The organism is Neptunomonas sp. CHC150 (genome assembly GCF_030397555.1).
Lineage (GTDB): Bacteria > Pseudomonadota > Gammaproteobacteria > Pseudomonadales > Balneatricaceae > Neptunomonas > Neptunomonas phycophila.
In genome coordinates, this window is the sequence record NZ_JAPNXU010000009.1 from 1 (window position 1) to 22,806 (window position 22,806).

At 43.5% G+C, this 22,806-nt stretch carries 21 protein-coding genes; 11 read left to right on the forward strand and 10 right to left on the reverse strand.

The window, feature by feature from the left end; translation table 11 throughout:
• From OW491_RS10765 to OW491_RS10785, 5 genes are all read left to right on the forward strand, one after another.
• Positions 1-2,816, forward strand: a 2,816-nt coding sequence (locus OW491_RS10765; RefSeq protein ID WP_290035956.1) for a cadherin-like domain-containing protein, incomplete at its 5' end; no start/stop codon positions are given.
• Between the two features lie 129 nt (positions 2,817-2,945).
• Entirely contained in the window at positions 2,946-3,842 is an 897-nt protein-coding gene (ttcA, locus tag OW491_RS10770) for a tRNA 2-thiocytidine(32) synthetase TtcA (RefSeq protein WP_075180043.1), read from the forward strand.
• Positions 3,843-4,090: 248 nt separating this feature from the next.
• Positions 4,091-4,816 (forward strand): hypothetical protein, encoded by a 726-nt coding sequence (locus OW491_RS10775; RefSeq protein WP_075171886.1) that lies wholly within the window; start codon positions 4,091-4,093, stop codon positions 4,814-4,816.
• Between the two features lie 102 nt (positions 4,817-4,918).
• The gene (locus OW491_RS10780; RefSeq protein WP_290035959.1) at positions 4,919-5,623 is read left to right on the forward strand and encodes a hypothetical protein; all 705 of its coding nucleotides are present in this window, start codon (positions 4,919-4,921) and stop codon (positions 5,621-5,623) included.
• A 45-nt stretch (positions 5,624-5,668) separates the two neighbouring features.
• Positions 5,669-6,220, forward strand: a complete 552-nt coding sequence (locus OW491_RS10785; protein ID WP_215152547.1) for an elongation factor P hydroxylase — start codon at positions 5,669-5,671, stop codon at positions 6,218-6,220.
• 19 nt (positions 6,221-6,239) lie between these two features.
• On the opposite strand, the gene OW491_RS10790 is transcribed toward OW491_RS10785, so the two are convergent.
• Genes OW491_RS10790 through OW491_RS10800 form a run of 3 tightly spaced genes read right to left on the reverse strand, consistent with a single transcriptional unit; the run spans position 6,240 to position 7,861 of the window.
• The gene (locus tag OW491_RS10790) at positions 6,240-6,716 is read right to left on the reverse strand and encodes a copper chaperone PCu(A)C (protein ID WP_075171889.1); all 477 of its coding nucleotides are present in this window, start codon (positions 6,714-6,716) and stop codon (positions 6,240-6,242) included.
• Positions 6,717-6,733: 17 nt separating this feature from the next.
• A complete protein-coding gene (locus OW491_RS10795) occupies positions 6,734-7,336 on the reverse strand; it encodes an SCO family protein (protein ID WP_215152546.1) in 603 nt (200 codons plus the stop codon).
• 3 nt (positions 7,337-7,339) lie between these two features.
• Positions 7,340-7,861 carry a hypothetical protein gene (locus tag OW491_RS10800; protein WP_290035962.1) on the reverse strand — a complete coding sequence of 174 codons (522 nt, stop codon included), beginning with the start codon at positions 7,859-7,861 and terminating at the stop codon, positions 7,340-7,342.
• Between the two features lie 181 nt (positions 7,862-8,042).
• On the opposite strand from OW491_RS10800, the gene OW491_RS10805 reads away from it, so the two are divergent.
• Complete coding sequence (locus OW491_RS10805) at positions 8,043-8,657, forward strand: SH3 domain-containing protein (protein WP_290035963.1); 615 nt, start codon at positions 8,043-8,045, stop codon at positions 8,655-8,657.
• Here OW491_RS10805 and OW491_RS10810 read toward each other — a convergent pair.
• Complete coding sequence (locus OW491_RS10810) at positions 8,630-9,538, reverse strand: DMT family transporter (RefSeq protein WP_075180040.1); 909 nt, start codon at positions 9,536-9,538, stop codon at positions 8,630-8,632. The two genes, OW491_RS10805 and OW491_RS10810, sit on opposite strands and share 28 nt — an antisense overlap.
• A 147-nt stretch (positions 9,539-9,685) precedes the next feature.
• Between OW491_RS10810 and OW491_RS10815 the strand changes: the two genes are divergently transcribed.
• Complete coding sequence (locus tag OW491_RS10815; RefSeq protein ID WP_290035964.1) at positions 9,686-12,295, forward strand: EAL domain-containing protein; 2,610 nt, start codon at positions 9,686-9,688, stop codon at positions 12,293-12,295.
• A 45-nt stretch (positions 12,296-12,340) separates the two neighbouring features.
• Here the strand turns inward: OW491_RS10815 and OW491_RS10820 are convergent, their stop codons facing one another.
• The 3 genes from OW491_RS10820 to OW491_RS10830 form a co-directional block, all read right to left on the reverse strand.
• On the reverse strand, positions 12,341-12,874 hold the full coding sequence (locus OW491_RS10820) for a DUF2058 domain-containing protein (RefSeq protein WP_290035966.1): 534 nt from the start codon (positions 12,872-12,874) through the stop codon (positions 12,341-12,343).
• A 266-nt stretch (positions 12,875-13,140) separates the two neighbouring features.
• Positions 13,141-13,344: a PA3496 family putative envelope integrity protein gene (locus OW491_RS10825; RefSeq protein ID WP_075171896.1), complete on the reverse strand. Its 204-nt coding sequence runs from the start codon at positions 13,342-13,344 to the stop codon at positions 13,141-13,143.
• A 267-nt stretch (positions 13,345-13,611) separates the two neighbouring features.
• A complete protein-coding gene (locus tag OW491_RS10830; RefSeq protein ID WP_075171897.1) occupies positions 13,612-13,803 on the reverse strand; it encodes a PA3496 family putative envelope integrity protein in 192 nt (63 codons plus the stop codon).
• A 351-nt stretch (positions 13,804-14,154) separates the two neighbouring features.
• On the opposite strand from OW491_RS10830, the gene OW491_RS10835 reads away from it, so the two are divergent.
• Entirely contained in the window at positions 14,155-16,890 is a 2,736-nt protein-coding gene (locus OW491_RS10835) for a GNAT family N-acetyltransferase (RefSeq protein ID WP_075171898.1), read from the forward strand.
• 81 nt (positions 16,891-16,971) lie between these two features.
• Here OW491_RS10835 and OW491_RS10840 read toward each other — a convergent pair whose 3' ends face one another.
• Positions 16,972-17,256, reverse strand: a complete 285-nt coding sequence (locus OW491_RS10840; protein ID WP_075173445.1) for a metalloregulator ArsR/SmtB family transcription factor — start codon at positions 17,254-17,256, stop codon at positions 16,972-16,974.
• A 355-nt stretch (positions 17,257-17,611) separates the two neighbouring features.
• On the opposite strand from OW491_RS10840, the gene OW491_RS10845 reads away from it, so the two are divergent.
• On the forward strand, positions 17,612-18,520 hold the full coding sequence (locus OW491_RS10845; protein WP_290035970.1) for a universal stress protein: 909 nt from the start codon (positions 17,612-17,614) through the stop codon (positions 18,518-18,520).
• 59 nt (positions 18,521-18,579) lie between these two features.
• Here the strand turns inward: OW491_RS10845 and xthA are convergent, their stop codons facing one another.
• Positions 18,580-19,395: an exodeoxyribonuclease III gene (gene xthA / locus OW491_RS10850; RefSeq protein ID WP_290035972.1), complete on the reverse strand. Its 816-nt coding sequence runs from the start codon at positions 19,393-19,395 to the stop codon at positions 18,580-18,582.
• Positions 19,396-19,572: 177 nt separating this feature from the next.
• Here xthA and gorA point away from each other — a divergent pair, with 177 nt between their 5' ends.
• A complete protein-coding gene (gene gorA, locus OW491_RS10855) occupies positions 19,573-20,931 on the forward strand; it encodes a glutathione-disulfide reductase (RefSeq protein WP_075171901.1) in 1,359 nt (452 codons plus the stop codon).
• Between the two features lie 78 nt (positions 20,932-21,009).
• On the opposite strand, the gene OW491_RS10860 is transcribed toward gorA, so the two are convergent.
• Complete coding sequence (locus OW491_RS10860) at positions 21,010-21,774, reverse strand: SDR family oxidoreductase (RefSeq protein WP_290035975.1); 765 nt, start codon at positions 21,772-21,774, stop codon at positions 21,010-21,012.
• A gap of 101 nt (positions 21,775-21,875) precedes the next feature.
• On the opposite strand from OW491_RS10860, the gene OW491_RS10865 reads away from it, so the two are divergent.
• Positions 21,876-22,754, forward strand: coding sequence for a LysR family transcriptional regulator (locus tag OW491_RS10865; protein WP_290035976.1), 879 nt, complete (start codon positions 21,876-21,878; stop codon positions 22,752-22,754).
• Positions 22,755-22,806 lie beyond the last annotated feature (52 nt).

Genomic DNA, 22,806 nt, shown 5'->3' on the forward strand with positions numbered 1-22,806 from the left:
TACCGGTGGCGGACGACTACTTAGCCGAAGGCAGCGAGACACTGGACATGGTGTTGAGCAACCCAAGCAATGCGACGATCGCTGATGGGGTAGGTGTCGGTATGATTCTGGACGACACTACAGCAACTGCTGAAGATACTGTTTACGCTAATATAGCTGTAGATCAAAGCTCAGTGTCTGAAGGTGCTCAACTTACCTATACTGTGATGTTGGTTGATAGTGAAGGCAACCCTGTAATTGTACCTGCTGGTGACACGGTTTCTGTTGACCTGGATTGGTCTGGTGCAGCGGCTTCTGGGGCTGATACGAGTAATTTGCCTGCTTCTGTTTCTATTACAGGAGGTAGCCAAACCGAGTTTGCTGTTGATGCTTCATTTGATGATATTGTTGAAGCCGATGAGCCTCTAATCGCAACCATTACTGATGTTGTAGACTCTGCAGGTGTGTTTGAACGTGCAGAAGTTGGGCCTCAATCCGTAGCGAATACAGTAATTACCGACGGTTCTGTTGATGCGACCGATGATACGGCTAGCACAAATGAAGACACGCCTGTCACTATCTCTGTACTTGGCAATGATGTAGACCCTGAGGGGCAAACATTCACGATTGAATCAACAACTAACCCAGATAATGGCTCGATTGTTGTTAATCCTGACGGAACTATTACCTATACGCCAGATGCGAATTATAACGGTTCGGATACCTTCACCTACACCATCGTTGATCAAGACGGTAATCGTGATACAGCGACTGTAGTGGTGTCTGTACTCGCTATAAATGACGCACCAATCATAGACTTTACAGAAGGTAACGTTAGTGAAGAAGGCTTAATTGATGGTTCGCCAGATAGCGATGCGGCTTCCGGCTCAGTGGATACAACTGATAGCGCGTCTGTAAATGGTACTGTCAATATTGTTGATATAGAAGGCGACAATATCTCTGGAGTCACGTTAACGGCTCCTACGTCTACTTTAACTTCCGGTGGTGAAACAGTTACTTGGTCAGGTTCAGGTACTCAAAACCTGACAGCCACCGCAAACGGAGAGACAGTAGCGACTATCTCTATCGATGACTCTGGAAACTACCAGTTCAATCTTCTTAAAGCGCTAGATCATCCTGATACCAGTGGTGAAGATAGCTTTGGGATCGATTTTGGTGTTTCTGCCTCAGACGGTTCATTAACAGGTAATGGTACGTTACGTATTACTGTTGAAGATGATGGTCCTGAACAAGTTGTGGCCCAAACAGATGAGCTGGCTATGATTGATACCAACTTGATGATTATCTTGGATACTTCAGGGTCCATGGATTTTGATAGTGGTATTGATGGTCAAACGCGTCTTGAGAGCGCAATTGACTCTATTATTACTTTGTTGCAACGCTACGATGAGTTTGGTGACGTTTCTGTCCGACTCGTTACTTTCTCTTCTAACGCAAGTGCTTACGGTAATTCGTGGGAAGATATCGATACGGCTATCGCTCAGCTTGAGGCTATACGTGCTGCTGGCGCTACTGGTGGTACAAACTATGATGAGGCGTTGGGTGATGCAATTAATGCGTTCGACAGTAACGGTAAAATAACGGAAGCGCAGAATATTTCGTATTTCTTCTCGGATGGTTTACCTACGTTTGGTGCAGGTAATAACTCGTCACTGACGGGTAACCGAAACGGTACTGGTTACAACCAGAACGGTAATGATACGGGTATTTCAGCTAATGAGGAGGCTACTTGGACAAACTTCTTAAATACTAACCAAGTTAAGTCGTTTGCAATTGGTATGGGTGAGGGGATCAATGATGTTTCTTATCTCGACCCTATTGCCTACGATGGCCAAGCTTCTGTAAACCTTGGTGGTACGATTGTATCTTCGTTTGATGAACTCGATGACGTGTTGGCTGGTACAGTTATTAGTCCAATTAGCGGTAAGTTGGTTGAAGGGGCTCTGCTTTCAGAAAGTCTAGGTGCCGATGGAGGCTATGTGAGGTCTGTAACGGTTGAAGGCGTGACTTACACCCTTGATATCGCTACGAGTACAATTAGTGTATCGGGAGGGGCTAACAACAGCTCGTTTGATGCAACTGAGAATGTAATCACTATTAACACTTCTGCAGGTGGTATCTTTACCGTAGATATGGATGACGGTGACTATAACTACACTGCTCCGGATAGTGTTTCCGAGTCGATCGTTGAGCGTATGGACTTTGTTCTTTCTGATATGGATGGTGATACAAGCTCATCATACGTTGAGGTTGATGTAGAACGAATGAATGTGCTTATCGGCACAACGGGTTCTGAGACATTAAACGGCTCTAATGATGGACCTGATTTAATCATTGGTCGCGATGGAAACGATATTATCTTTGGTAATAGCGGTAATGATCGATTGAAAGGGGGTAACGGGAACGACGAAATTCACGGTGGAGACGGTGATGATCGTATCACTGGAGGCCCAGGATCTGATCTATTATCCGGTGATGCAGGTGATGATATCTTTATTTGGGGGGCTCCTGGCTCTTCCGATACGATCACCGATTTCGCGGTATACCAAAATCCAGGCGATGAACGAGATGTTCTTGATTTGAGTGATTTGTTACAGGGTGAAACAACAGATACCTTGGATCAATATTTGCACTTCGCTGAGTCAGGTGCAGATACCGTTGTATATATTAAATCAGACGGCGGGATTAACGCAGATGGGTCAAATGCCGACCAAATCATTACTTTACAAAGCACAACTGATTTAGGAGCAGGCGTGCAAACAGATGCTGATATTATTCAACAATTGTTGAGCAATAATCAGTTAATCGTTGACTAATGCTCTTATAAGTTGAGCTACACAAGGCCCCATTTTGATGGGGCTTTGTTTATTGCAAAGTATTAGGATAGCGTTCAAGCCTTCGTTATAATGCGTTTTTAGTTTTTACTGATAACTGATAGTAGTGTGATGATAGATATAGAAGACGAAAGTGTTTTGGCTGAGAAAAAGATCAAGACGCGGCTTAATAAGCTACAAAAGCGGCTGCGCCGCGAAATGGGACAGGCGATAGCTGACTTCAATATGATTGAAGAAGGCGATAAGGTTATGGTGTGCCTTTCTGGCGGTAAGGATTCTTACGCTATGTTAGACATATTAATGAACCTTCAAAAAAGTGCGCCAATTTCCTTTGAGCTTGTTGCTGTTAACCTTGATCAAAAGCAGCCAGGCTTCCCTGAGCATATTTTGCCTGCTTATCTAGAATCACTGGGTGTGCCTTTCCATATAGTTGAACGCGATACCTATTCGATAGTCAAAAGTGTTGTTCCAGAAGGTAAAACAACGTGTGGTTTATGCTCACGCCTTCGGCGTGGAACGCTTTATGGCTTTGCCGAAGAGATAGGTGCTACGAAAATTGCGTTGGGACACCATAGAGATGACATTTTAGAAACGCTATTTTTGAATATGTTCTATGGAGGCAAGCTTAAAACGATGCCGCCTAAGTTGGTTTCGGATGACGGTAAAAATATGGTTATTCGTCCCTTGGCTTATGCCCGAGAAAAAGACCTTGAGGTCTATGCGGAACTAAAAGAGTTTCCTATTATCCCTTGTAACTTATGTGGTTCTCAGGACAATCTTCAACGCCAAATTATTAAAGAAATGCTTCAGTCATGGGATAAGACTCATCCGGGCAGAATCGAGACAATGTTTAGGTCTCTACAAAATGTGGTTCCCTCTCATTTAGCAGATACCAATTTGTTTGATTTCAAAGGGTTAAGTAAAGAGTCTAATACACCTGATATAGCGTCAATTAATCCTATCAGTGATGGGTTGATGTCTGATCGTATAGATATCTTGTCTATGTAAAAATACGAATCTTACATTAGTTAGGTTCGTGATTTGTATACTTGGAATAATCACCTATAGTTGATTACATAAGGTAAGCAGAAAAAGTGTAGCTAAATAGTAACTGACTCGTATTGCTGACAACTATTCGTTATAGTCACTGTTAGTACTACAAGATAAGTAGCTTCTTAGTTTACAAGTTCGTTTACACAGACTCATGAGGGAATATGAGCGAAGTCGACAACAAGTTGTTACATAGGGCGACTTACATGAGAAATCTATTGATTGCTCATGTAACAGGCCGTCAGGTTAATGAATCGGATTACCATAAATTGCGTCACTTTTTTATGGGGCTTGCCGATGTGTCTGAAAAAGTGCCCGCACTTGTAATTGAGCATGCTGATCTTGCGAGTTTGTGGCAAAGCTTGAAGTATAGTTGTGGCTCACTCGAAGACAGAAAGACCTTCATTATTGACCAGTTTAGTGACTTTTTAGAAAGCCTCGAAAAAGACACTCAAACCAGCGAGCAAGTGGCCCGTTCTCATCAAGTATTAACAGAAGCCTTGTTACACGACACCTGGAATAAGGCTATTGTTTCATTAGAGCAAAAGCCAGAAGTGGCCGTAGAACAAATGCGGTTAATGGTTGAACAGCTTTGCTATCAGTTACTCCGCAACGTAAAAGTTGTGCCGGATCCAATGCAGCATAATTTAAAAGCTTTGGTTGGGCTTACGGAACGTTCTTTAATGTTGTCTCCCGGTAAAAAGTATTTTCACGTTATTAAAGAGCTTGTAGCCGGTTGCGAAGAAACGCTGAGTGCGATTGAAAACTTTCGTGCAGATAGAACACATTTAATTAGCGGGAAGATCGATTCGGCAGATAGAGACTTATCCTCAGCTAAGGTGCTAGTGAGTTTGTACGGTAGTTTGTGTTCTATGCTGCTTTCAGCTTGGCGTGTCCATGAAATGCTCATTGAAGGTGAGTCTAGCGCCTAAGCTGATTGCCTATTTGATTCAGTTGCCTTGCTGATCATTATGTTTGATATACTCTAGCCATTATTTTAGCGTATCTATTTTTTTTGGCTGAGGTGTTATAAGTTGAACGCACAAATCAAAGCAGTTTCTGCGGTATTCTTCTTAATGTTACTAGCAGGATGTGAAACTGTTCCTATGCAAGATGGCCAACCGTCTGTTGAGCCAGCATCAGAGGATGCCCAAACCAATTCTCCAGCAACTTCTGCAGATAAGCGCTCAGATCCACCCCAAAGAGAACCAGCTGTAAGTGGCGGTGATCAAATTAATTATTTATCAGGCCAATTGCTAACGCTGCAGGAGCAAGTGATTCAAATAAGAGCAGATACGGCTGAACTTAGGCGTAACGCGCAAATACTGTTAGCTCGGTTAGAAATGTTGAATAACCAAACAGTTCCCTCTAATGGGGCTTCTAATGCTGCTTCTGCCAATGTTGGGCCATCGCTTTCGCCTCAAAATGTTGAACAATTAACAGCGCAGCTAAATAATTTACTAGCACAAACACAGTCCAGTTATGAGCTAGTGTCAGGCTATACTGCCAAAGGGCAGTGGGTGCTCATACGGTATGATCGATTTTCCGGTGAAACCTGGTTAGCGGATCAAAATCGTTGGAACTTGTTAGAAGAATCAACAGATATTTTGCCTTCGTTATATGAGGTTCAAGTTCATCGGGCTGATAAAGATATTAAGGGGTATGTGGCAGCTCGCATTGATCAAAAAACCGGTCAGACTTGGTGGTTGCGCGAGAATACATGGCAAAATTTTCAATAAAGTAAACAAATAACAGTCACTGCAAGCAATGAATACTATTTATTTATGAGTCAAAAACGCCACGCTTATCAAGACTTGATAATGTTGTTTAATGATTGTTTTGCTGATTACAACACGCGGCTAGTAAAGGGCGCTGATGAGCCGGTTTACCTACCGGCATCAGAGTTGTGTAGTTACCACCAAATCATTTTTGCGCATGGCTATTTTAGTAGCGCTTTACACGAGATTTCTCATTGGCTTATTGCTGGCCCGCAGCGTCGCTTAAAGGAAGATTTTGGGTACTGGTATCGCCCTGATGGTCGTAACGAGGATGAACAGAAAGCATTTGAGCAAGTAGAGGTTAAACCACAAGCAATCGAGTGGATATTGTCACAGGCTGCGGGTTATCGGTTTTATATTAGTGCAGATAACCTTAATGGTGAGGCAACGGATAATAGCTCATTTAAGGAAGCAGTTTATCATCAAGTTGTTGATTATGCTGAGCATGGCCTGTCGAAGAGGGCACAGTCATTTCGTGAAGCGTTAGTGGCGTTTTATGGTACCGGAGATCCGAAAGCCCCTATACTTTTAGATGCTTTTCACATAGGGGCTATTTGAGGCAGAGCGTGAGAGCGTCTTAATGCGTGTGTTTATGCTCTGTTGATTGCTCAGTATGCTTCGAATGATCCATGTTCATGGGCATTACGAATTTAATGGGTAGTTGTTTTTCTTGAGTGGTGCCATCTGAAAACGTAAACGTCATAGGGATGCTATCCCCTTCATTCAGTTCTTGTTGTAGGCCTATCAACATGACGTGGTGCCCACCAGGTTTTAATATTGTTGTGTGATTAGCCTCAATCGTTACTTTATCTATCTGTCGCATTTGCATAACACCGTCTACATTAGAGTGGGTATGTAGCTCTACGTGCTCGGCGGCCGGGCTGCTGGCTGAAATGAGATCAACAGCTTTGTTACCTGAGTTTTTAAGGGTCATGAATGCTGCGCTATTGAGCTGGCCATGAGGCACGGCTCGTGCGTATGGCTCACTAACAACGATATCTGCTAGAGCGAAAGTGCTTTGGCATAGTAAAGCAGCGATAAGTAATTTTCTCATGCGGATCAATCTCTTTATTATGATGAAGGCAGTAGAGCTTGTAAGGCTTCTATGAGCTCACTTGGTGAGGCGTTATGCGAAATGGTATTACGTAATTTACCTTGCGGGCCTATTAAGTAAATCCGTGATGAATGATCAACCGCGTAACCCATCGCCGAGTCTTCCATTTCAATGCGGCGGTAAAATGCACCATATAATGCAACTACCTCATCGATTTCACTTTTGGTGCCTGTGACTCCCGTAAGCGCAGGATGAAAAAATTGTGTGTAGGTTTTTAGCTTTTCTGGGGTATCACGTTCGGGGTCAACGCTAACAAATAATCCAGCTACAAACGGTTGTTGTTCGGGTGGTAAAGAAACAAAGGCTTGGCGCATAATCGCTAATGCTGTTGGGCATACATCTGGGCAAGCTGAGTAGCCAATGTACATGGCCACGACCTTACCTCGGTAATCACTCAATGAAACGGGGCCGTCTGCCGATTGCAACGTAAAGTCCCCTCCTAGTTGAATGGCTTTCGGTAAGCTTGTTGGCTTTAAGAAAAGAAACACTCCTAAACCAATGAGTATCAAAAAAGTAAAAATGATGAGTCCCCTTAAAGGGGTTAGCGCTTTGTTTTTCATTAGTTATTGGGCTACAAATTCAAATTCTGCTCGGGTTGGGTAAGCGAGGCTTTCGTCATGGATTAATAATGACGCCAACCATGTCATTGATCCTGTTGTGCAAACGGCCATTTCGATTGAGCCGCTCCAAGTATTGTCATTTACTTTTTTCATATCAATTTGGTTAATGCCCATAAACATTTTTTTGCCTTGCAAGTCCAAAACAATATGATCAGCGTGGATGTTAGTTAACGTTGTTGTAAAGGTAATTACTTTTAACGATTCGGGTTTCTCATCGGCAGAAAGCGTTACTTTTTGTTCGCCTGATATTGCTACACATGTGTCTTCACCTAAAACACACTCGTGGTCCAAGTGAAATACAGAAGATGATTCGGTTTTCTTCAATACGCTTATTAAAGACACTAACCCCCCAATAAATAGAATTAGGAGAGTAATAACGATTATGCGTATGCGTTGGCGCTTTTTATAACGGCGGCTGACTCTTCTTCCCCTTCGACTATGCATCTCTGGTGATTTGTTTGGCATCTTTAACTCCTTTTTTATTTTATACCGTTCCGTTGGTATGACAATGCGGTTAATTGTCGCACTTATACCCTTTGTTTTTCTACATTAATACGGGGGTATAGTGGCTCTGGCTGTATAGTATGGTTATTATTCGTTTATAAAAGAAAAAATGATGTTGTCTTACTTTTTTATCGGGGATTTTATGCGCTTAATAATTAGACTTATATGCGCTAGCTTGTTGTTAGCAGGGAGCTGCGTTCATGCTTTGGAATACTATACGGTTATTGATGAACCCATCAATGTGAGAGCAGGACCAGGTACCCAAAATAAAGCGATTGCTCAAGCCCACAAAAATGAGCAGGTTCTACTGATCAAAAAGGAAGGGGATTGGGCTAATATCTTTTTTGTGCACCCTGATGGCAGAAAGATTGAAGGGTGGATGCATGCTGATTTTATTAAGCCGGATGCTGCAGTTAGGCAGGAAAATACACCAGTGACGGCGCATGCCTCTTATGCGCACATGGAGTGTCAGGAAGATGCAGAGAAGGAAGTGATTGCTACTTGTCTACTTGATATTGATATTTCAATTGCAGGGCCACAAGATGCAGAAGCTGTGTCCGTTTTGTGCGAATCAGAAATGTTATATAACGTTAAAGACGGAGAGGCATTGCCAGTACAAGAGTCTGGTAATATTCGTACGCCATTAAAACATGGGGAAGGAGCTGCACGCATGCAGCTCGTTATCTTTCCGTCTGCTAAGCAGCCAGTCAGTAGTGTGACAGTGGTCGACTACCGCTGTGTAGGGCATCCAGTCTGAGTTTTGGCGCGTCGTTTAAAGCGAACTTGCGCGATGATCATGCCTGCCAGCATCAAAGAGCAGCCGAGGGTCGCTCTTGAATCAAGTTGCTCATCTAAAAGCAGCCATCCGCCAATAGCTGCAAATAAAGCCTCTAAACTCATGATAATAGCCGCATGAGAAGGTGACGCGTTTTTTTGTGCGACAATCTGTAAGGTGTAGGCAACCCCAACTGACATAACGCCTGCATAGGCTATAGGTAGCCAGCTTAAGGTTAAATTATCGAGGGTCAAAGAGGCTCGTTCGATAGAAATGGCGACCAATAAACACAGTAAACCACAGATAACAAATTGGATGATTGCTAGGCGAAGGTTGTCGACCTTTGGGGCTACATAGCCAATAGCAATGACGTGTAAGGCCCAAAATACAGCGCCTACGAGTTCGTAAATATCCCCTTGGTTAATGGAGAATCCTTCATTAACACTTAAAAAATATAACCCTATAACCGCAAGCACAGCGCCTAACCAAGTGTTGGCCCCGTTTTTCTGCATAAAAAACAAACCAATGATAGGGACGAATATAATGTAAAGCCCTGTAATGAATCCTGCATTACCTGCAGTTGTGTGGATCAGCCCTACTTGTTGTAATGATGCACCACTGAATAGAAGTAGACCTGTCACCACTCCCGCTTTTAACAAAAAGCCAGTATTTGCCGAAGCGTTTGAGTTTTTTATAAGCCACAACAGGGGAGCTAGAGATAGCGCGCCTAATAAGAAACGAGCAGCATTAAAGCCAAATGGCCCCAAATAATCCATGCCTACTCGTTGAGCAACAAAGGCAAACCCCCATATAGCCGCGACCAATAGTAGTATTAAATCAGCTTTTGTATTTCGCGTATTCACTTCATACCTCTCAATAAAAAACGCACTATACTTATCTCAGTAAATGATTGCAGCATAAACTAGAGCAGACTGAACACTTGTCCTATGTGAGGCTATTTAAACAAGTGTTAGAATACGGCTCTGGACTTTTATTTTTTAAGGGATGACATGCCAAACGTGCAAACTAATACCGTGAAATGGTACAAGCTCGTATACGGGCTGTTGGTTTTTTTAATGTTATTGGCTCTGGTTATTTTTGGCATAGTGACCTGGAATACGGTTAAAAGTCAGGCTAATAATTCATTAATCCCTCATAACATTGGTCTTTCATCCGCAATTAGTGAATTTTTAAGCCGTCAGAAAAGTGTATTAGATTCTGTTGCCAGCTCTTTAAGCTATGATGCTGGACAGCAACGCTTAGAGGATATTTTGAAAGCCACTCCTCAGATGCGAGTCATGGCAGTACTGGATGAAAATTATCAACCCAAAGTAACAACAGGCGACCTAAAAGCTGATGAATGGAAGCCCTTATTTGTTAATGACAAAATGATAGGGCTGCCTTTTCGCCCCTCTTTTATTGGCGAAAGCGTACTGCCAATAAAGTCAACGGTCTATGATTCTCAAGGGAAAGTGACTGGGTATGTTGTTGCTGCCTATCGTCTTTTAGATAACAGTGAAATGTGGCAAGTATCAGATGAAGATGGCCTGCAACGGCGTTCGCTGATAGTTGGACCCGATGGGCGTGTATATGCGGCTTACCCCGAGTCGGCCAATTTCTGGGAAGGCTATATAGATACTTATGTCGATCCCGAATTTGTTAGCGCCTTAAAATCCACAGACACATTATCACAAGAAACCATTCTTAATCCGACCTCGGTAACGTTTCAAAATGAGGAAGTAGATATTGCTTCGCGCTATCTGCCTGAATATCAGCTCTATATTGTGAGTGGTGTTGATATGTCGGAGATAAAAGCCCGCTGGTTTGAGCGAATGCAGTATGTAGCCATGGCTGTGCTTATCTTTATTGTGGCTGGCTTTTTTATTTTTCGTGTAGTGCTAAAGCGTGCCGCTTTATCAGAAACAGAAAAAGACACGGCTGAGCGAAACGTTCTTAAGCTCTCGCAGGCGATGGAGCAAAGCCCCAGTAGTGTGGTGGTAACCGATGCGAATTGGATGGTTGAATATGATAACAAACGCCAGACCGATAAGCAGGGCGTCGGGAGTCGCTTAGAGGTAGGCAAGGCATTGTTGGATGTATATCCGTACCGGTTATTAAACCGAGATCTTGAATCCATAAAGCACAGTTTAGATCATGGCGATAGTTGGTATGGCGAGCGTTTAGCTAAAGAGCCAAAACAATGGTTCTCGTTTTCGGTAAGCGGAATTACTGATAATGATGGCTTACTGACCAACTATGCCATTGTTGCTCAAGATATATCCGAACGAAAACGAACAGAAGTGCGCTTATATAAACAGGCAAATTTCGATGCCTTAACGGGTCTGCCCAATCGGCGTAGAACTAATGATTTATTAGAAGATCAGCTAAAAGAAGCCTGGAAGAACGAAGAAAAAGTAGCCGTACTCTATATGGACGTTGATAACTTTAAGCAGGTGAATGATACCTTTGGTCACATGCTGGGTGATCAAATGTTGCAAATGGTTGCCATGCGTTTACAAAAAGCCGTTATGTCGCGCGCGACAGCCTGTCACATGAGTGGGGATGAGTTTCTTATTTACATTCGATTTACCGATGAAAGTGATGTCAAAGAGCAAGCCGAACGCATCATGGAAATCTTAAAAGAACCGGTAAAATTAGAAGGTAAGCGTTTGTTCGTGTCCGTGAGTATTGGGATTTCGCGTTATCCAGAAGACAGCGGTGATGTGGGAGGGTTGCTTAAATATGCGGATATCGCTCTATATGAATCTAAAAATTTAGGGCGTCGCTGTTACAGCTTTTTCAATACCGAGCTTGATGAGCGTAATAAGCGTAAAGTTGAACTGGAAAGTGAAGTTCGTCAGGCGTTGGTTAATGAAGAGCTCTTCATGGCTTATCAAACGAAAAATCGCATAAGCAATAGAGAAGTCTATGGTTTTGAGGCCTTAATGCGTTGGAATAGCCCAAAACTTGGGTTTGTTTCTCCCGAGGAATTTATTACAGCAGCAGAAGAAATAGGTGTCATTGATAGCCTAGGTGAATTCGCGCTGTACCAAGCGTGTGAAGACCTGAAAAAGTTTCAAGAAGACGCTGATCACCCGTTAACAATGGCGGTTAATGTGTCAATGAAGCAATTAACACATTCGGATTTAATCCAAACTGTTCAAAATGTATTGGAAGAAACGGGCGTTAATCCCAAATGTCTTGAACTGGAGATTACAGAGTCAATGCTTGCACAACGCTTAGACGAAGTGCAGCCGGTTCTTAATGGATTGTTAGAGTTAGGTGTCTCTTTATCAATCGATGATTTTGGCACAGGGTATAGTTCGCTTAGTTATTTAACCCGATTCCCTGTCTCTACGTTGAAAATTGATCGATGCTTTGTCATGGACATGGTCGAGAACAAAAGTGATGCGACCTTAACCCATACGGTTATTACGATGGCGCACAAATTGGGCCTAAAAGTGGTGGCGGAGGGTATAGAAGATGAAGACCAACTAGCATTGCTAAGGGTATACGATTGTGACATCGGCCAAGGATATTTTTTCACTAAGCCATTAAATTGTGAGCAAATGCAGTCTCACTTACGTTCTCTCAAAGAGAAGCCTGATTGGGCTATTTAAGACTCACCACTATGTGAGTCTTAAATAATGTTATTAACCGTGACGTTACCACATTAGGTCATCAGGTATTTGGTAGGCCGCGTACGGGTCGTCTTCGTCTACTTCTTCTTTTTTAGCTTGAATAATCCACTCAGGTTTGCGCGCTGCTATTTTTTTGGCGGCGTCAGGAGGGATGATAAAAACGTTGTCTTCTTCGGGTACGGCAAGCGCTAAAGTACCTTTAGAGAGCATTGTTTGTTGTTCTTGTGTAACGTAAATGCTTTTGATTTTAGACCCATACGTATAGTTGTAGCGGATCTCCGCATCAGGGTTACGCTTAATCTCGAATTGTTGAATGATTTGGGTTGCTTCGGCTTCGGCAGCCCTTTTTGCTCGTTCGGCTTCTCGACCTAAATTAAGTTGTTGATCTCGTAATTTTTTAGCTTCGCGTGCAGCCTGTAGCTCGGCTTGAGTGAGCGCAGGTGTTTCTGGTGTTGATGTTTGCTTTTTGGACTTACGCTTCTCAGCCTTAACTTTGTTGGCTTGTTTTTTAGACGCCAGTCCTGCCTTTAGTAGTTGATCTTGCAGGGAAATAGCCATCAGTGTGTACCTATCATGTATGTAATTGAGGCACTATAACATAAGGCGGTTTGATGGATAACAGGTCGATGAGGTTTTCTAGCTGGGCAGCCGTAGCGTTGAGCATAGGTCTAAGACATAACAGGTATAGGATGAACGGCCGCTCTGGAGCCTCGTTGGAGAGAACACTAACCAAAGCGGCCGTTTTAAGTGTATCGCCTACTACATACAGTACGATACCTTATTAATGATAGTCTAATTAGCGTATAAGGAAAGCGTTTAGGTTTTTAATAATCCAGTTGTTCAAGATCGTCACTAATTTGGCTCATCAGGCGTCGCTCTTCGAGAGTGTCTTCAATTAGGCGGCGCTTCTTACCGTTGAACCCTATCCTTTTTCTACCCTTGCTTGATTCTTCATCATCGGAGTAGAAGTCGCTCCAGTCATCAATATCGTCGCTGGATAGCTTTTCAACACGAATCTTAGTAGTCATTTAAAACACTTCTCAATATTAATACATGCTTTAATCCGGCCTAATCGGTTTAGTAGGCTCGGCTCAATAAATACGTTGGTAAGCATTACTTTGTAGTGCTTGTTGGCGAATATAGTGTGTTTCTTTTGTTTATGAAAAATTAAATTTTTTTATTAAGAATCTCGTTTTCTGCGATATTCGTAATCGGTAACGAGCGTGTTTGTTGGTCAGGTATCGCATGACAGATTTGTGACTGAAATTTCAAATTTATATATTAAAAACAATAGATTAAAAATCATCATCAAATATGTCTTGCATACTTCTTCGAAGCTCGCGTGCTTCTAGCATTTCCTCTATGTTTTTTCTCACACCGCGCCGAGTGTTTTTTTGAGAGCTAATAAAGCCAAGATCGATGTCATCATCACCGTCTAGGATGTCCGCATCGTCTAGGTAGTCATCATTGTGTTGTTTTCCAGCCATAATAGTCCCCCGTTTAGTCAATGGAAGTTAGGTAGTAACGTAGCAAATATGTGTCAATTTTTAGCGATGTGAACAGTTGCTGTAAATTGAAAAAAAATCCTTTATTAGGTGATTTTTTTTGAATGTAAATCAAGTAAGTGGTGTTTTATGTTCAGGCTGATGTTGTATTAAACAATGGGATTCGTAACTATTGATGTGGGTGCTGGTTAGCAGTCTTTAGCCTGTTTATGCCAAGCTGTCCGTTATTTTGTATAAAAAGCGTGGTGATAAATCTACCATCCGCTTATGCTTCTATTACGTAAAAAATCGACCCATCATTTATACTGTTAGCTCACCCTCGGGAGATTAAATGTGAGTACTAAGTACCTAAAGCGCTTTTTCCAACCCCGTTCAATCGCTGTTTTTGGCGCTTCAGAACGTAAAGGAAGTATGGGTGGTATAGTCTTGCAGAATCTTCTCGACAGTGGTTTTCCCGGAGGGTTGTTCGCTATTAACCCTGAGGAGTATCAGTCTGTATTTGGTGTGCGTTGCTATCGCGCCTTAACTGATCTTCCTGAAATGCCAGATCTGGCTATTATTTGTGCTCCGCCAGAATCTGTGGCCGATATCGTCCGCCAATTGGGTAGTCATCGTGTTAAAGCGGCTATGGTACTTACCGGGGGGTTATCAATATCGGGTAATCCGCGCGTATCGAATTTGGGTGAAGACGTTAAAGAAGCCGCAAAACCTTATGGAATACGTATCTTGGGGCCCGAGTGTATGGGGCTTTTGGTTCCTGGTTCAAAAATGAACGCCAGCTACTCTCACGTTAATATCCAAAAAGGTAAGGTCGCTTACATAGGTCAGTCGGGGTTGCTAGGTACGGCAATGATAGATTGGGCTAATGGGCAAGAAATTGGCTTTTCACACTTTATGACATTGGGACATGGGGTGGATGTAGATCTTCCTGCTGTCATTGATTATGTCTCTAAAGACCCATATACCCATGCCATTCTTTTGCAGTTAGATCGTATTTCTGGTTCGGCTCGTCGCTTTTTGTCGGCTTTACGTGCGGCTTCAAGAAATAAACTCGTGCTCGTTTTGAAGTCCGATATTATTTTTGAAGAGGCTAATAAACCCCCTTTAGCCCCAGGTATTCCCGATGAAGATCGAATTTATGATGCGGCCTTGCGCCGAGCGGGCGCTGTAAGAGTAGAAACTTCGGATGAGTTATTTCACGCGCTTGAAACCCTAACGCGTATGAAACCATTACGAGGGGAGCGGTTAGCGATTGTCTGCAACGGCATGGGGCCAAATGCATTAGCCACAGACCGTTTATTAAAGCGGGGAGGGTTGCTTGCGCCATTATCTGAGGACACGGTCACTAAATTAAATGCATTGCTCCCTTATGAATGGAATGGCAAAAACCCTCTCGACATAAACACGGATGCAACCCCTGAGCGCTTTGCTGCAGTAATCGCTATTTTAGTAAAAGATGCTTCAGTCGATTCGGTGCTATGTATTCATGCACCCACACGTCTAGCACCTAGTTTGGAAACAGCACAGGAAGTGGTAAAGGTCGCTCGTAAATCCATGCGTAATATTTTAACTTGCTGGATGGGGAGAGCTACTGCTATTGCAGCTCGTAACCATTGTAATTCGGTTAATGTAGCGACATTTATTACGCCTGAAGAAGCCATTGATGCTTTTATGCACATGGTTGATTACCACCGTAACCAAGTTACTATGCGCCAAACACCGCCTACTTATGTTGAGCAAAACTCTCAAAATCATCAAAAAGCCGTTGGTTTATTGGAGAATGCTAAGGCGCAAAATAGAGATTTCTTAACCCACTCCGAAGTGTGCGCTTTATTAGAGCTGTACGATATACCGGTACAGAATAGCTACTACGCTGATGACATCAATGGCGTTATAGCGCTGGCGCGTGAATTAGGAGGCTCTGTCGCGGTTAAAGCACTGCACGTTGAAAATGTTTATCCATTTAATTACGACGAAAACAGCCGACAGCGATGGCATGACCTCGCGCAAGATATTTACTCCATCAGTGAGGTAAGGCATGCCACCACTAAGCTTGCGTACCGTATGAGTGAGCGCTTTAGCGAAAGTGAGCTGTTTGGCTTTTGTGTGCAACAGATGAAACGAGGTTTTCAATCTTTACAAATCAATGTGGGCATCACACGAGACCCAACCTATGGGCCGTTGATTGTATTTGGTGCAGGCGGTTATGCGGTCGATGTGCTAGCTGATCGACATGTTATGTTGCCTCCAATGAATATGTCTCTAGCGCTGGAGCTCGTTAAAAGCTCACGCGTTTACCGCATTATCAATGAGCGCAGTTATCAACCTGAGCGTGATGTAGAGCAGTTATGTGAATTGATTATCAAACTGTCAGAAATGGTCGTCGATCTTCCCGAATTAAAATGCTTAGAAATTAACCCACTGCTACTCAATAAGCTCGGAATATTGGCGGTTGATGCATCCGTGTCGCTGGGAGAGCCTTCACGCTTATCTATATCGCCTTACCCCGGCAATTTAGAAGAACCAATTACCCTTAAACGCTCAGGGCGACCTGCTGTTGTTAGACCTATACGGGCAGAAGACGAGCCTGAGCATCTCCTTTTTTACAACCAGCTCAGCCCCGAATCTATCCGCATGCGCTATTTTTATAGCCGCGGTATACCTACACACCAAGAATTAGCTACTTGGACTCAAATAGATTACGACCGTGAAATGGCATTTATTGTTTCGGCTCCTCGTTTAGATGGAAAAGGCCCCGAAACCTTGGGAGTTGTTAGGGCGGTGACCGATGCCGATAATATCCGAAGTGAGTTTTCAGTGGTTATACGTGATGACCTGCAAGGGGAGGGGTTAGGGAGAATCTTAATGTCTAAAGTCATCAAGTACTGCAAAGAGCGAGGCACGCTTTTGCTTGAAGGCTCTACATTGCCAGCCAATAAAGGAATGCAAGGTTTAGCTGCCAAGCTTGGTTTTACCAATGTTTTTAATGCCGAAGATGAAGTCGTAGAAATGAGGATGATGCTAAATGAACCAACAGAAGAGTGGCAGATAACGCGTTTACATCAATAGCTAATAAGAATTCACGAGTGTTCGCGGATGGTGAGTCGCTCTAAACACTCATTTGTTTATTGTTCTCGTGAATAATAAAGGTTACAAGTTAGGACAAAACATTTCGTGCAGTGTATGGATAATACGCTTTGCCTTGTCACCTGCTAGCGAATAGTAAATGGTTTGCGACTCTCGCCGTGTCTGTACTAGGCCATCATTGCGAAGAATGGCTAAATGTTGAGATAGGGCTGATTGGCTTAAGTCGACTTGGTTGTTAAGTTCGGTAACCGATAGTTCTTTATTATCGAGATGGCATAAGATCAATAACCGGCTTTCGTTGCCAAGGGCTTTCATGAGTTTGGCCGCTTGTGCCGCGTTGCTTTTCATTGATGAGAGAGCTTCTGGGGTTGAGTCAAGTTCAGTTGTAGCCAATGTAGACTCCATAATTAGTGAATATTGTTATTAGTAAGAGCAAATCAGCGCTCATAGGACTTGACCAAAAGTATGACGTTGATTGTACAAAAACGCCAATATGTACTCAATTATTCCTAACATTTAAGCCTATAACAAATAGCTGAATTTAGACTGTACAAATATAGATCTAGGTCATGAAGACGCAATGAACTCATTCGCGACGCGGATAATCTAATTATTATAAAAAGATAATTTACCAGCCAGACGACTAACACGGTGAATGCGGTAAAGCGCATTCAGAGAATGGCGAATGCTAGGGAGATAACTCATGAGAAAATTACTAGTTTTGATCGATCCAACACAATGGATTGATGGTGTATTTCCCGATTACTACCTCAATAAAGTTACCACGTTATCACTTCAGCTAGATGCCTTAGTTGAGTTGTACGCGGTTGGCTATAGTGGGGCGCTTCATAATGCTTATCGCTTTGATCGTGAAGCAGAAAAACAAGCGATTCAAGGCTATGTAAAGGGGCTTGAGAAACAACTAGTTGAATTATCACAAGTGCTGCAATCCCGAGGTGTATCTGTTGGATATGATGTAGATTGGCACAAAGATTACGCGGCAACGATCACAGCTAAAGCTAATCACTTCTCGCCTGATTTGATTGTGGCACCTTTTAATTTGCACAAAGGAAGTTACGTACTCAATCAAGGTCAGTGGAAATTGGTGGCGGAAGTAGAGCAACCCTTGTTAGTGATTAAAGAGTCAGCTTGGGGCAGTCATCCGCGTATTCTTGCGGCGATCGACCCGTTCCATCCAGGTAGCCGTTCAGAGTTACTTGAGTTAAAAATTATCGAGGTTTTTAAAAAAATTAGCCAAGCGCTCGTTGCTGAGCAACACGTGCTGCATGCGTTTACGACAATTCCTCAAGCCACTATTTTTAATGAACACGTGACCCTGAATTTTCAAAAGTTACAAGAAGGTATTACCCAGCAGCACAAAGAGGCTCTAGCCGAGTTATTCGAAGCTCAAGCATTGCATGATGCCATTCCCCATTTGGAGCAAGGAGAGTTTCATGAAGAGATTGAAGATCTTTGTCAATCAGCGTTAATTGATGTGATTGTGATGGGGTCTGTGTCACGGGGAATAACGGATCGACTGCTAATTGGTAGCTCTGTAGAACGAATTATGGATTCGGTGGATGCCGATTTATTATTAATTAATGATAAGTAACGGGTAGGTCTACACAGAGGCCCGTTAAGTCTGTTTAATGTGGGCCTCTGCTTTTTACATTAAATATCGAACTCTGCCCACACGGGTGCATGATCGGACGGTTTTTCCATTGCTCGTATATCATAGTCTATGTCGGCATCTGTACATGCCGCTAGTAACGAAGGCGTAACCAATAGCGTATCGATACGTAGTCCACGTTTAGGTTCTAGCTCAAACATACGAGATCGGTAATCAAACCAGCTAAAGCGGTCAGCGCGGTCTGGGTGAATTTTACGGTAGCTATCTTTCAATCCCCAGCTTAACAAGCGGGCAAACCACTCACGCTCAATAGGCTGGAAGCTCGACTTGCCGGTTTTCAACCACCGCTTACGATTAACCTCGCCAATGCCGATATCTAAATCGGTTGGAGATATATTGAAGTCTCCCATGACAATCACATGTTCATCATTGGATAAATGAGTGGTGAGGTGGTCTTGTAAATCCTCGTAGAAGCGCTTCTTTGCAGGGAATTTGATTTCGTGGTTTATATTTTCACCTTGCGGAAAATAGCCGTTTAGCACAGTAACCAGATTGCCTTGATCACTTTCATATTGGCCGATAATCATGCGTTTCTGATCATCCTCGGTATCTGTCAAAAAGCCCTTTTGTACACTGATTAGTGGCTTTTTGGTGATGAGGCACACACCGTAGTGGCTTTTTTGGCCAAAGAACTCAACGTGATACCCCAAATCGGTAATGCTGCTTACAGGGAATTGAGGGTCGTCTACCTTGGTCTCTTGTAAACCAATAATATCGGGCTGATGAGTAGCGATGAGTTGTTCTATTTGGTGGGGTCTGGCGCGGATGCCATTAACGTTAAACGAGATTACTTTCATGGGATGAGTGTCTTACTGTTAGTCAAATTTTGTTCATCATAACATGGCGACGGGAAGTTGGCCGCTCTTGGCGATTTGATTTAACTATCAGGTTGTTAGTTATCTTTGATTGGTAGCTGGAAGCGAGCTAGAGTACCTTTATATGTATTTATCGATCAATAAGTGAAGGAGTAGCGCGTGTCTGCATATGATTATGACCTGTTTGTTATTGGCGCTGGGTCTGGTGGCGTTAGAACCGCTCGTATGGCCGCCGCAAAAGGGGTCAAAGTAGCAATCACTGAAGACCGCTATCTCGGCGGTACCTGCGTTAACGTGGGTTGTGTTCCCAAAAAACTGTTTGTCTATGCCTCCAAATATGCCGAAGACTTTCACGATGCCGCTGGCTACGGTTGGTCAGTTGGTACGCCTAATTTTGATTGGGCTACCTTACGTGATCGCAAAAACAGTGAGATAGAGCGCTTAAACGGTATATATAGAAACATGTTGGTTAATTCTGGCTGCGATCTTATTGATGGTAGGGGTCGTTTAGTTGATGAACATACGGTAGAGGTGGGCGGTAAACAGTATACGGCTGAACGCATTTTATTAGCCACAGGGGGCTGGCCTTTCATTCCCGAGTTTCCGGGTAAAGAACATGTTATTAGTTCTAACGAAGTGTTTTATCTTGAAACGTTCCCTAAGCGTGCGGTGGTAGTGGGTGGCGGTTATATTGCTGTTGAGTTTGCAGGTATTTTCCAAGGGTTAGGAGCGAGTGCTACGGTAGTTAACCGCGGTGATATGATTTTACGTGGCTTTGACGATGACATACGCCGATTTGCCGCTGAAGAAATGGCTAAAAAAGGTATCGAGTTCCGCTATGGTATTACCGTAAAGGAAATTACTAAACTCGATAGTGGAGAGCTCAAACTGAACTACTCCGATGGCTCCGAGCAAATCGCTGATTGCGTATTATATGCTACTGGCCGAGTACCTCATGTTGTGGATTTAGGTTTAGAAAACGTAGAGGTTAAGCAGCAAAACAACGGTGCCATCATTGTTAATGACAGCTTTCAAACGAGCGTTCCTTCAATTTACGCGTTAGGTGACGTAACGGATAAAGTGCAATTAACACCGGTAGCCTTAGCTGAAGGTATGGCTTTAGTCCGTCATCTTTACGAAGCAGGTAATCCCGCGGTGGACTACGACTTAATCCCGACGGCCGTATTTTGCCAACCGAATATCGGCACTGTTGGTATTACCGAAGAGCAAGCACGAGAACGTGGTTTTGATGTTGATATCTACCGCAGCGATTTCCGGGCGATGAAAAATACTTTAGCTGATAATCCCGAACGTACCTTAATGAAAATGATTGTTGATAAAAAGACAGACAAAGTATTGGGAATTCATATGGCGGGTGCGGATGCAGGGGAGATAATTCAAGGCATGGCTGTCGCACTTAAAGCGGGTGCAACCAAAGCGGTGTTTGATTCAACCATAGGTATACACCCAACGTCCGCTGAAGAGTTTGTAACCATGCGTGAGCCGGTTAAATCGTAGCGGTGTAAGGCTCTTAAAAACGACCCTATTCGGGTCGTTTTTTGTGATACTAGCTAAGCATTTGTCATCTAAACGGCGTTACAGTCTAATGCCGCCAATGGTATAGCCTCCGTCAATAGTGATTTCCTGTCCGGTTATGAATGGGGCATCTTCAGATAAAATCCAAGCAACAGTACCTGACACGTCATCGGGAGTGCCATTTCTCCCTAATGGCGTTTGAGCTTTGAGTTTGGCTGAAAGGTCGGTATTGAGTACTTCGTCCGCCATAGGCGTCAGGATGATTCCGGGGTTAATCGCATTCACCCTAATACCGTGCTTTCCTTGCTCAACGGCTAAGGTTCGCATCATCGAAAGTAATGCTCCTTTGGTACCTGCATAAGCCCCCGTACCTGGCATTACGGCGTTAGCGGTCCATGATGCATTGATAAGAATAGAGCCGCCTTGGTCTAAAGCGCTCAAACAATGCTTTATCGTAAGAAATGTGCCCTTGAGGTTGGTAGCGACGAGCGCGCTGATATCAGCTACGTCAGTTTCTTGTAAGGGTTTGAACTCGCCTAATATACCTGCATTGGCAAAAACGCCGTCAAGCTTTCCAAAGCGATTCACTGCTTGGCTCACTGCTTCCTGTACTTCGGTTTCTTGCGTTATATCACAAGCTAATGCTATGGCCGTACCCCCTAATTGCTCTATATCTGTTACCAGTTCTGTCAGAGGTTTCAATCGTCGACCGACGAGAACAAGTTGTGCTCCTTCCCTGGCTAAGCGTAAGGCAGTGGCTCGCCCCATGCCCGTTCCTGCACCTGTTATAAGAATTGTTTTGTGATCAAAGCGTGACGCCATCATGATGTTTTCCTCGATTCGTTATAGCAATGATGATTGTAAATTGATGATTATTTGTTGATAATACCTCTATAACTTCATTGATTATAAATCGGTAGTTTATAATGGATCTTTTTCGTTCAATGCAGGTGTTTGTTGCGACGGTAGAAAAGGGCTCGATGAGTGCGGCAGCCGCGCAGTTAGGCATTTCTTCAGCGATGGTCGGTCAGCATATAGCCGCTTTGGAAGTGCGCATGAAAACGCGTCTACTGAACAGAACAACCCGTCGGCAAAGTTTGACTGATTTCGGTGCGAATTATTTTGAGCAGTGTAAAGATATTTTGGACCGCATAGCGATAACAGACCTAGAAGCGGAAGCGCAGCAGAGTGAGGCGTTAGGTAAATTAAGAGTCACGGCGCCATCAACGTTTGGGGCAACGGTATTAATGCCTGCATTGGCACGCTACCGAGAGGAATCTCCGCTGGTGGATTTGGATATTGTGCTGACAGATCGTAATGTTGATCTGGTGGATGAAGGGTTTGATTTTGCATTTCGTATCGGTGTCCCGCCAGATAGTCGCCTTATTGCGCGCAAGCTCATGCCTTACACAATGGCTATTTGTGCGGCACCTTGCTATTTGTCGGTTAAAGGTCAGCCGGCTCACCCTGTCGATTTATCGGCCCATGACATGGTTTCTTTTACTCCTGCGGCGGGTTCGGTTTTGACGCTATCTAAAGGAGAAGAGCTGGTAAAGGTCATGCCTAACTGCCCAATCAAAGTAAACAGTGGACATGCTTTGCTAACATCGGCCTTGGCTGGTTTAGGGGTTGTTGTACAGCCTAAGATTTTACTGGCTGCTGCTATAAAAGAGGGGGCTTTGGTAGAGCTGTTCCCTGATTGGCAATTAGGCGAGCGCCACGTATCGCTATTGTATTATCGGGACCAACGAATGACACCTAGGATGCGCAGCTTCATCTCTTTTTCGTTGGCTGCGTTTGGATAGGTGTCACCCGTAAAATAGCTGAGTCAGTACCTTAATTAAGCCTGAGTGATAT

Bases quoted from the DNA above. Each gene is read 5' to 3' on its own strand.
- ttcA (WP_075180043.1), top strand. From the start codon at position 2,946: ATGATAGATATAGAAGACGAAAGTGTTTTGGCTGAGAAAAAGATCAAG.
- OW491_RS10775 (WP_075171886.1), top strand. From the start codon at position 4,091: ATGAGAAATCTATTGATTGCTCATGTAACAGGCCGTCAGGTTAATGAA.
- OW491_RS10785 (WP_215152547.1), top strand. From the start codon at position 5,669: ATGAGTCAAAAACGCCACGCTTATCAAGACTTGATAATGTTGTTTAAT.
- OW491_RS10790 (WP_075171889.1), bottom strand. From the start codon at position 6,716: ATGAGAAAATTACTTATCGCTGCTTTACTATGCCAAAGCACTTTCGCT.
- OW491_RS10795 (WP_215152546.1), bottom strand. From the start codon at position 7,336: ATGAAAAACAAAGCGCTAACCCCTTTAAGGGGACTCATCATTTTTACT.
- OW491_RS10800 (WP_290035962.1), bottom strand. From the start codon at position 7,861: ATGCCAAACAAATCACCAGAGATGCATAGTCGAAGGGGAAGAAGAGTC.
- OW491_RS10805 (WP_290035963.1), top strand. From the start codon at position 8,043: ATGCGCTTAATAATTAGACTTATATGCGCTAGCTTGTTGTTAGCAGGG.
- OW491_RS10815 (WP_290035964.1), top strand. From the start codon at position 9,686: ATGCCAAACGTGCAAACTAATACCGTGAAATGGTACAAGCTCGTATAC.
- OW491_RS10820 (WP_290035966.1), bottom strand. From the start codon at position 12,874: ATGGCTATTTCCCTGCAAGATCAACTACTAAAGGCAGGACTGGCGTCT.
- OW491_RS10825 (WP_075171896.1), bottom strand. From the start codon at position 13,344: ATGACTACTAAGATTCGTGTTGAAAAGCTATCCAGCGACGATATTGAT.
- OW491_RS10830 (WP_075171897.1), bottom strand. From the start codon at position 13,803: ATGGCTGGAAAACAACACAATGATGACTACCTAGACGATGCGGACATC.
- OW491_RS10840 (WP_075173445.1), bottom strand. From the start codon at position 17,256: ATGAAAAGCAACGCGGCACAAGCGGCCAAACTCATGAAAGCCCTTGGC.
- OW491_RS10845 (WP_290035970.1), top strand. From the start codon at position 17,612: ATGAGAAAATTACTAGTTTTGATCGATCCAACACAATGGATTGATGGT.
- xthA (WP_290035972.1), bottom strand. From the start codon at position 19,395: ATGAAAGTAATCTCGTTTAACGTTAATGGCATCCGCGCCAGACCCCAC.
- OW491_RS10860 (WP_290035975.1), bottom strand. From the start codon at position 21,774: ATGATGGCGTCACGCTTTGATCACAAAACAATTCTTATAACAGGTGCA.
- OW491_RS10865 (WP_290035976.1), top strand. From the start codon at position 21,876: ATGGATCTTTTTCGTTCAATGCAGGTGTTTGTTGCGACGGTAGAAAAG.